The sequence below is a fragment of the Phytobacter sp. V91 genome (assembly GCF_965644225.1).
GTDB lineage: Bacteria > Pseudomonadota > Gammaproteobacteria > Enterobacterales > Enterobacteriaceae > CBFFRJ01.
Genome location: NZ_CBFFRJ010000168.1, coordinates 1 through 9,566, shown reverse-complemented (window position 1 = coordinate 9,566; position 9,566 = coordinate 1). Strand labels below are relative to the sequence as shown.

Annotated in this window: 6 protein-coding genes and 1 pseudogene; 2 read left to right on the top strand and 5 right to left on the bottom strand. The window is 51.1% G+C overall.

Annotated elements, in window-relative coordinates:
• Positions 1 to 423 precede the first annotated feature (423 nt).
• A complete protein-coding gene (locus ACSZO4_RS23110; RefSeq protein ID WP_437891394.1) occupies positions 424 to 561 on the top strand; it encodes a hypothetical protein in 138 nt (45 codons plus the stop codon).
• Positions 562 to 583: 22 nt separating this feature from the next.
• Positions 584 to 1,051, top strand: a complete 468-nt coding sequence (locus tag ACSZO4_RS23105) for a hypothetical protein (protein WP_437891393.1) — start codon at positions 584 to 586, stop codon at positions 1,049 to 1,051.
• 289 nt (positions 1,052 to 1,340) lie between these two features.
• Here the strand turns inward: ACSZO4_RS23105 and ACSZO4_RS23100 are convergent.
• From ACSZO4_RS23100 to ACSZO4_RS23080, 5 genes and pseudogenes are all read right to left on the bottom strand, one after another.
• Positions 1,341 to 2,506, bottom strand: a pseudogene (locus ACSZO4_RS23100) (IS3 family transposase).
• A gap of 165 nt (positions 2,507 to 2,671) precedes the next feature.
• Entirely contained in the window at positions 2,672 to 4,165 is a 1,494-nt protein-coding gene (locus ACSZO4_RS23095) for an efflux transporter outer membrane subunit (protein ID WP_437891392.1), read from the bottom strand.
• Between the two features lie 74 nt (positions 4,166 to 4,239).
• On the bottom strand, positions 4,240 to 7,284 hold the full coding sequence (locus tag ACSZO4_RS23090) for an efflux RND transporter permease subunit (RefSeq protein ID WP_437891391.1): 3,045 nt from the start codon (positions 7,282 to 7,284) through the stop codon (positions 4,240 to 4,242).
• Entirely contained in the window at positions 7,281 to 8,366 is a 1,086-nt protein-coding gene (locus tag ACSZO4_RS23085; protein WP_437891390.1) for an efflux RND transporter periplasmic adaptor subunit, read from the bottom strand. Before ACSZO4_RS23085 ends, ACSZO4_RS23090 begins: the two co-directional genes overlap by 4 nt.
• 1 nt (position 8,367) lies before the next feature.
• A complete protein-coding gene (locus ACSZO4_RS23080) occupies positions 8,368 to 9,435 on the bottom strand; it encodes an efflux RND transporter periplasmic adaptor subunit (protein ID WP_437615981.1) in 1,068 nt (355 codons plus the stop codon).
• Positions 9,436 to 9,566: the final 131 nt, after the last annotated feature.

Here is a 9,566-nt window from a genome sequence, read left to right as displayed (position 1 = left end):
ACAGCTCAGCTAAGGTAAGGCTAATACAGATAAGGACTCCACTGAACCCCACCGATTAAATCGCACCTTCCCTAACTCAGGTTTGAACGGATACAGCAACATTCAGCTTAACCCCATTTCACCATTGCGAAGCAAGTTTAAGGGCAGGGAAGAAGCCGCAAAAGAATGTGACTTTAACATTGTAGATAAGCAGGCAGAGCAACGGGCGGCAGGAGGAATAATTCCCCCGTGAGTTTCCCGTTATTGGATGCCTGGTGTGGTAACCCTGATTTATCTTTTTAAATCTGCGACCTTGCTTCCACGACTGCCCTTGCCGTTTTCGACCGAAAGCTGTACCTTTTGCCCGTACCTGCAAAATCAGGTACCGGGATTGGTCTCCTGAATATCATACCTGCGACATAATGGCGCTTCCGCGCTTTTTTTATGTCGTGCGTTCGGCTACGTCTCTATGGTGTGCTGGACGGGGGCACCGCAAGGTGCGCCGGTGTAGGTATGGCCGGTAAGACCAACTCCGTTCAGTTCACCACCCGTAAGATTGGTCTCTTCGGTGGTGAAATTTAAACCACATACCGGAGGTTGCCTTATGGCTACAACCCTCACTCAAACACACCCGTTACTTGCTGTACCCTTCAATGCTGCCACGGATTTCACCGTACTGGCCAGTTACAGCGAAAACTTTGCCGAAACCCTGCTCGAAAGCAACGATCCCGCACTCAAAATGGCGCTCTACGGCAGGCTCAACGCGTGTCTTGCGCTGCTGCAACCCACGTTGTTAGAGCCTGTTCCTCCCCATCTGGTTGAAAGCCTGACCGTTGACACACTTCCTGCCATTTCTCCGCGTTTCGAGCCTGAATGCACTGCGCTTTGCCACTATTGCCTTGCTCTCACCCGGATTTTGTCAGGGCAGGGGGCTGACTTTGAAACGGAGAAGTACCTTAGCTGGCTGCTGTTCGATCTGGTGAGCTACTTCGCAGCAGAAATGAAAGCGCCACGCTGGTTACGTACTGCTGAAGGCGTGAAGCTGATTGATGGTATGCAGATTAACGCATGATGCGATCCGGCGGGTATCTACAACGCTGGTCATTCTGACCTGATGCTTTTAACCCGGACTCAGAAAAGCAAAAATCCCGCTTAAGTTGCCTTAAGCGGGATCTTCAAATATGGCTCCTCTGACTGGGATCGCCTTTGCCAGTAACTGGCTAATAATTAAGCTAAATCGGAAATCGCTTTCTGTCAAGACCACCAGAGTGACCACCAATGGGCACAGGTTACATAAAGTTGGTTTGAGCGCCTCGCTGCATGTGGTGAGTTACTATGACTATGGTGTGTCCTTGTAGTGGTCAACTAAAACTGGCCACCGCTTGAGAGTTTTTCCAGTATCGGTTTTCCGATTCGTTTGGGGGTAACCCACCGTTATATTCATGCGGCCTTAGCGAGCTGTAATACCCGACGATATAGTCTGTGACCGCATGAGCTGCTTCGCTAAAGTTTATATAACCAGTCACCGGCACCCACTCGTTTTTCAGACTCCTGAAGAATCGTTCCATCGGGCTGTTATCCCAACAGTTTCCGCGTCTCCTCATATTCTGCCTGATCCGGTAGCGCCACAGTAACTGTCGGAACTGCCTACTTGTATAGTGGCTACCCTGGTCACTGTGGAACATCACTCCAACTGGTTTACCGTGAGTTTCCCACGCCATTTCCAGCGCTTTGATGGTCAGCCTGCTGTCCGGTGAGAATGACATTGCCCAGCCCACCGGTTTCCTTGCGAACAGATCGAGAACAACAGCGAGGTAAGCCCAACGCTTGCCTGTCCAGATATACGTCACATCGCCGCACCACACCTGATTGGGCTCTGTCACTGCGAACTGTCGCTCAAGGTGATTCGGGATAGCGATGTGTTCATGACCACCACGTTTATACCGGTGAGTGGGCTGCTGACAACTCATCAGCCCCAGCTCTTTCATGAGCCTGCCGGCAAGCCAGCGTCCCATTCTGAAGCCTCTCAGGGTTGCAATAGTCGCGATACTTCTTGCGCCAGCAGAGCCATGGCGGATGTTATGCAACTCCAGAACCTGACTGCGTAATACAGCCCGCTTGCCGTCTGGCTTTTCGGGGCGTTTTTTCCAGTATTTGTAACTGCTGCGATGAACCCCGAACACGTGGCAGAGTGTAACCACAGAATAGTGCGCTCTGAGTTTCCCGATTAACGAGAATTGTTCAGGGAGTCTGACATCAAGAGCGCGGTAGCTTTTTTAATATTTCGTTTTCCATCTCAATACGTTGCAGTTTTTTCTTTAACTCACGTATTTCAATCTGTTCAGGTGTTATGGGTGAAGCTTTAGGCGATTTACCTTGCTGTTCTTCCCGTAACTGCCTTACCCAGCGCGTCATTGTCGACAGGCCGACATTCATGGCATTAGCTGCGTCCATGACAGTGTAATTTTGGTCAAGAACTAACTGGGCAGATTCCCGTTTAAACTCGGGGGCTGAAACGCCTTCGCATTGTGTCACCTGTGTTGTTATGAGGTGAGGATATCACCTCTTATCAGGTGGCCAAATCCATTAAACCACTACACTGCTCCTGAGTAGCTGGGGGGCAGTGAAGAAGTCACGGTCACTGGAGAACAGATTGTCTTTGCCCTTGTACTGGAAGGTAAGAGCTGAGAAGTTATTGTTTATAAGGACTTTTTTCCACGGAGTCTGCTGTAGGGTGGGATTGTGCCCACCCGCCCCCTAACACTTTATAGAGTGTGATGAGATTTGATTTGTGCGATAGCTCGCTTTGAATCAGTGCCTGTTGTGCTGAATACAGTGTGCGCTGCGCATCAAGTACCTCCAGATAACTGGCTACCTCATTGGAGTATTGAAGTTGCACCAAATCATAGGATGCCTGAGCGGCTTCGGTGCGTTTACGCTGTGCTACTAGTTTCTCGCTGACTACGCTTCGATCGGCCAGCGCATCGGCAACCTCCCGAAAAGCTGTCTGGATTGATTTTTCGTATTCAGCGACGGCGATATCGCGTTCTACCTTTGAGGTGTCCAACTGAGCCTGCAAACGTCCGCTATCGAAGAGCGGGATGGTAATCTGTGGTGAGAAGCTCCAGCTACGGCCACCGCTGTCAAACAGGCTCGATAGCTCGTTGCTGGCACGGCCAATCGACGTAGTCAGGCTGATGCTAGGAAAGAATGCGGCACGAGCTGCACCAATGTTCGCATTAGCGCCGATCAGATCGTGTTCGGCAGCGAGAATATCTGGACGGTTGTGTAGTAGATCCGAGGGCAAGCCTGATGGTATCTCACTGGCACCAAGAAGTGTAGTCAACGCACCAGGGGCGGGCAGCAACGTGTCCGGTAGTGACGTTCCTAGCAGCAGTTCGAGTGAATTGCGATCTGTCATCACGAGCTTATCGGTATTCAATGCTTCGACGCGGGCATTTTCCAGTTCTCCTTCTGATTGGCGAAGCTCTAACTGAGAAGATTTTCCGACGTCGGTGAGACGGCGCTGCAGATCATACGCTTGTTGACGACTGCGCAAGGTTTCATGTGCCAGCTGTTGTAGATCCTGATCCGATGCAAGTGTCAGGTAGCTCCCTGCTACTTCGGAAATCAAACTGATATGTGTTGAACGCCGTGTTTCTTCGGTAGATAAATAAGACTGTAGTGCTTTTTCTTTTAGGCTGCGTACGCGCCCGAACAGATCGAGTTCATAAGCGCTGACGCCAACATTGAGTGAATATGAACGGGAAACGCCGCCAAAGCCCGTGTAAGAAATCGAAGCTGGAGTACGCTGTGCTGATTCTGAACCAGAAATGTTGGCGCTGGGTAGCAGATCCGCGCGCTGAATACGGTATTGCGCCTGAGCTTTCTCAATATTCAACGCTGCAATGCGCAAGTCGCGGTTATTGTCTAAGGACAGCTGTATAACCTGACGCAACTTCGGATCGGTGAATAAATCCTGCCAGCCGATATCTGCGGCCGTTTTGGTGGAAGGATTCGATGTATTCGAGAGTGTGGACCACTGTGTGGCAACTGGTGATACGGGGCGCTGGTACTCAGGTGCCATTGTGCATCCTGTCAATACCGAGGTCAGTACAATTATCGACAGCAACCGTGATCGATTGACAAAAGAGTGAGAGTAGCTGTTTGTAAGGAAAGCATTCATAGATGTGGCACCAGGGCTCTTGATTCGGAGCCGACGACATTTGTCGTCGGCGTGTAATATTAACAGTGTGTGGTTCATTCGACGTCATGCGGAATTCTGAACCAGATGAGGTAGAGTGCGGGCAGGAATAGCAGCGTCAGCACGGTTCCCACAATGATGCCGCCCATCATGGCGTAGGCCATTGGCCCCCAGAAAATCTCTCTGGAAATGGGGATCAACGCCAGTGTGGCTGCGGCAGCCGTCAACATAATTGGCCGCATACGATGCTCTGTGGCTTCTACGACGGCTTTCCAGGGGGACAAGCCTTCTGCACGCATTGTTTCGATATGCACGACCAGAATGACGGAGTTCCTAATTAGAATACCGATGAGAGCCAATACACCCAATATGGCGACGAAGCCGAGCGGTGCGTTACTCAACAGCAAAGCAGCAACCACGCCGATCAAGGCCAATGGCGCGACGGAAAAGACCAGAAACAGGCGGTGAAAACTTTGCAACTGGATCATCAAGATCGTCGCCATGACGAAGAGCATGAGCGGGATGACCTTGATAATCGGACCCTGGGAATTACTACTTTCCTCAACGGCACCAGCTACATCGATAGCGTACCCTGCAGGTAGATTTTTGCTGAGTTCATCAACCCTTGGGGAAAGCGCTTTGACAATTGTCGCGGGTTGAGTGGCGTCGTTGACGCCAGCTTTCAGAGTAATCGTTGCGGTACGATCGCGGCGCCATATCGTTGGCTGTTCAAGCTCATAGCGGAACGTGGCAACGGAAGACAATGGAACCAATTGCCCGTTGCTGCTCGTAAGTTGTAAATCGAGCAGTGATTCGACCGATCCTCTATCATGTTCTTGCCCGCGCCACAGAACGTCTACCAGATAAATATCATCTCTGACTTTCGTGACCGTATCGCCCTGAGCCACACCGTTTAACGCTTGGGCGATGGTTTCCGTTGAGACGCCCATTTGTCTGGCTCTATCCTGAAGGACATTCACTTTTACAACCCGTGCAGGTTCGTTCCAGTCAAAGGCTAGATTGTTCAACGAGGGGTGAGCACCAACGATGGCAGCAAGTTTGTGCGACAGGTCACGCACGACTTGCAACTCTGGGCCCGATACGCGGTACTGCACCGGTTTGCCAACCGGAGGACCGATGTCCAGCAGCTTGACATAGGCATCTGTACCCGGGAAGGTTTTACCCAGATAGTCTCGGAAATCCTTCAGTAGTCGGTTTCGTTCTTCGATCCCTTTGGTGACGATCACCATCTGCCCAAAAGAAACGGATGATGGCTGAACATCAAAAGCCAGAATAAAACGCGGTGCGCCAGATCCGACATAACTTGACCAGTGGAGCACATCGGGGTTGCCGTTAAGTTTTTCCTGCTCGAACTGCGCCATCTGCCGACTGGTTTCTGTAATAGCGCTGTTTTGCGGGAGATTCCAGTCAACAACCAACTCTGGGCGATCGGAATTCGGGAAGAACTGCTGTTGTACCTGCGACATTCCTCCAATTGAAGCAGCAAAAAAAATCCCGGTTACGATAACGGTTAACCAGCGATGCCGCAGGCAAAACTGCAAAGTACGAGAGAAGAACTGGCCAAATTTACTCTTATGTTCGTCGTGCTTTTTCATCGTAGTGGGTAGGATGGTTACTCCCAGCAGAGGGGTAATCAGCACCGCTACGACCCATGATACGAGCAAGGACACGGAGATAACCACAAACAGCGTAAAGGTGAACTCGCCAGCGTTACTGCCGTTGAGTCCCACCGGGATAAAGCTTGCAACAGTGACGAGCGTACCCGTCAGCATCGGGAATGCGGTGGATGTATAAACATGCGTTGCAGCTTTTCTCAGGCTGTCCCCAGCTTCCAGTCGGGCGACCATCATCTCGGTCGCAATCATGGCATCATCCACCAGAAGGCCCAACGCAATAATCAACGCACCGAGTGAGATGCGCTGTAATGAGATATCCGAGTAATACATCGCCACAAAGGTTATCGCCAGGACTAACGGAATAGTGATGGCAACTACCAGTCCGGCCCGCAAGCCCAGGCTGATAAAACTGATGATCAGAACAATGGCGACGGCTTCAAACAGCGCGTGTGTAAAGCCTGAAACGGCATCATCGACAACAGCGGGCTGATCGGAAACGCGATCTACCGATACACCGATGGGTAAGTCATGAACAATACTTTTCATCATGCGATCGAGTGCGTCGCCAAACTCCAGTAAATTGCTGCCGGGTTTTAGTCCCACCGCTAACGCGATGCCGGGTTTTCCATTAAAACGAAAGAGGGTAGTGGGGGGATCGACGTAACCGCGTGTAATCGTGACGACATCACTCAGCGGGAGGAAGCGGTCATTTACCCGGAGATTGATATTCCGCAAGCTTTCTTCTGAAATAAAGCCGCCGCCAACACGCAGGGCGATACGTTCAGAGCCTGTTTCAATGAAACCGGAAGGCGTTACCGCATTCTGTGCCTGTAATGCTGCCATTATCGCGGAGCGATCAATACCCAAGGCCGCGCTTTTGCGGGTTGATAGCTCCAGAAAAATAACCTCATCCTGAGCACCGAGAATATCGACTTTGCCAACGTTGGGTATCGTGAGAATCTTTTTACGCGCGTCTTCGACCCTATCGCGTAATTGTCGATGTCCCACGCCATCGCTGGTAAATGCATAGATATTGCCGAATACATCATCAAAACGGTCATTAAAAAATGGCCCGACCAAACCAGACGGAAATTCTCCATGAATATCGGACATCATATTGCGAACGCGCTGCCAAATCTGCCGGACATCTTTCGACGGAGTGTCATCTTTGAGATCAACGAAAATAGTGGTTTGTCCTGCTGTAGTCTGGCTACGGGTGTGTTTGAGGGTATCGAGCTCCTGTAGTTTTTTTTCAATACGGTCGGTTACTTGTTTGGTCACTTCTTCTGCCGACGCGCCAGGCCACTGGGCCTGAATAACCATTGTCTTGATGGTGAAAGAAGGGTCTTCTTCTCGACCCAGCTCAAGATAGGAGAAAAGCCCCGCCAGAGCGGAAACAAGGACAAAATACCAGACGAGGGAACGATGATTCAGCGCCCAGTCCGAAAGGTTGAATTTACTCACTGATTTGGCTTCCTTTCAATTCGGACCTTCTGACCGGGGGTCAGCACGTTAACACCAGCAATCGCGACATCTTCACCCTCGTGCAGACCAGATGTGATACGAACATATGGTGTTCCGGTCTGAATGGCCTCTATCTCCACTGCTCTGAGTGAAACCGTCTTTGCCGTAGGATCAATGATCCAGACAGAGAATCCGCCCTCTTGCTGCCGGATGGCGGTAGCAGGTAGTACAATAGCATCATGGGATTGATCTATCTTGACCGGCGTAGCGGTGACCATTGAGCCGAGACGGAATTGTGCTGGTGCACCGTCTATACCTATTTTCAGCCTGCGCGTTCGTGTACTGGCATCGGTTTCCGGCGCAATCTCCCGTAGTGTGCCAACGGCATGTATCGTATTGTCAATTTGCAGTGAAACATCGAAGCGACTGCCCAGATGCAAATCGGCAAGCTGCGTTTCTGGTATGTCTACCACCACATCGCGCAACCCCTGCTGTGACAGTCGCAGTGTGGTTTGTCCAGCGGTGACGGTTTGTCCAGCCTCCACCGAGACGTCGCTGATGACACCATCAAACCTTGCTCTCAGCTTGGTGTACCCCAACTGTTCACGTGCTTTTTCCAGGCGCGCTTTTGCTTGTACGACGGCAGATTGGGCTGAATTCATCTCCTGCTCGGCCAATTCCAGGTTTTCGGCGCTCATCGCGTTGGCGCTCACCAAAGCTCGTCTGCGTTTCTCGGTTAATACCGCAATATCTTGCCGGGCGACAGCATCGCGAAGGTTTGCTTCAGCGCTGAAGACACCCAGTTGTAGCGTCAGAGGATCGAGCTCGGCAAGTACGTCACCTTCATGGACGAGATCGCCCACGTCGACATAGCGCGATATAACCCGTCCCATGGTCTGGAAGGCCAATTCGGACTCAAAGCGTGCCTGTACAGTACCGGGTAAGTGCATGTTCTGTGTTTGCTCCAATTTTGCAGTCATTGAAAGAATGGGGCGAGGCAAATCTTCGGACGCGCTTTTCTGATCACAACCAGAAAGAAACACGACCGAGAAGCAGGAAAACAGCCATTGATAGCGGTTCATTTCAGTGTTCCTCCCATGATACGGATTGCCCTTCTCTGAGAAATTTTCCACCGCTGGTAACGATAAGTTCTTGCGGCGCAATCCCTGCTGTCACGATGAAATCGCGTGAGCGATAGTGTGAAACCGTGACTTCACGTAGCGAAACTGAATGTTTTGTCGTATCGATAATCCAAACAGCAGGCATACCCAGTGAAGAAGTGATTGCACTGGCAGGTAGAACGATCCCTTGTTGCGGGGGCGAGTGGAATTTGCCGACGACCGGTGTTCCGAGCGGCCACAACGTATCTTCCGGCAATGTCGCTTTGATTCGGATGGTTCCAGAGGCTTCTGTCAGTACGGGAGAGAGCTCCCTTATTTGTGCTTGTATCTGGCGTGAGCGGTCTGTCACCAATGCGATATCGACATTGGTAAGCGGTTGCCCATGCAGAAAATAGGCCTCAAATACCTGAAAGACGGCTTCATGCTGACCATCTTGAGCCAGCGTGAAGACAGTTTGTGCCGAAGAGACGACCTGACCAACTTCAACATTGCGGGAAGTAATAATACCGTTGGCGTCAGCCCTCAAAACGGTAAAGGAGCTGGCATCAAGCGCTGTATCTAATGACGCTTTGGCCGAGGCCATGGATGCCTCGGCGGTAAGTAATTCCTGCCTTGACTGATCCCAGGTCGCTTGAGAGATGGCTTTCACTGGAAGCAGTTTCTGATTACGAGCAAAAACGCTCTGTTTCAGTTTCAATGTGGCGCGTGCAGAACGTAGTTCTGCCTGAGCAATCTCCACATCAGCCCGTTTTTCCGTATCGTCCAGACGAGCCAGAACATCCCCTTTTTTGACTCGGTAACCGGTATCTACCAGACGTTCAGTTACCCTGCCATTCGTACGGAATGCGAGGTTGGCTTGGTATCGCGCTTTAACTTCACCCGTGATTTCTGCCCCGGACTGATATTGCGCTAGGGGGGCTCGGATTGCCTGAACCTGTTGTGTGGGGACAGACGAATTCGTGTTTTTGTCGCCACAGCCTGCGAGCAATACACAGGTAAGCGATAGGGAGAGCATAGAAAGTGATTGCATGAGGTTCCCATCGTTGCAGTTATACAAACGAGAGAATACTAGTCACTGACTAACTAGGGAAGGTGCGATTTAATCGGTGGGGTTCAGTGGAGTCCTTATCTGTATTAGCCTTACCTTAGCTGAGCTGTATG

Excerpts from the sequence above, each read along its gene's own strand:
- ACSZO4_RS23110 (WP_437891394.1), top strand. The coding sequence starts at position 424 with ATGTCGTGCGTTCGGCTACGTCTCTATGGTGTGCTGGACGGGGGCACC.
- ACSZO4_RS23105 (WP_437891393.1), top strand. The coding sequence starts at position 584 with ATGGCTACAACCCTCACTCAAACACACCCGTTACTTGCTGTACCCTTC.
- ACSZO4_RS23095 (WP_437891392.1), bottom strand. The coding sequence starts at position 4,165 with ATGAATGCTTTCCTTACAAACAGCTACTCTCACTCTTTTGTCAATCGA.
- ACSZO4_RS23085 (WP_437891390.1), bottom strand. The coding sequence starts at position 8,366 with ATGAACCGCTATCAATGGCTGTTTTCCTGCTTCTCGGTCGTGTTTCTT.
- ACSZO4_RS23080 (WP_437615981.1), bottom strand. The coding sequence starts at position 9,435 with ATGCAATCACTTTCTATGCTCTCCCTATCGCTTACCTGTGTATTGCTC.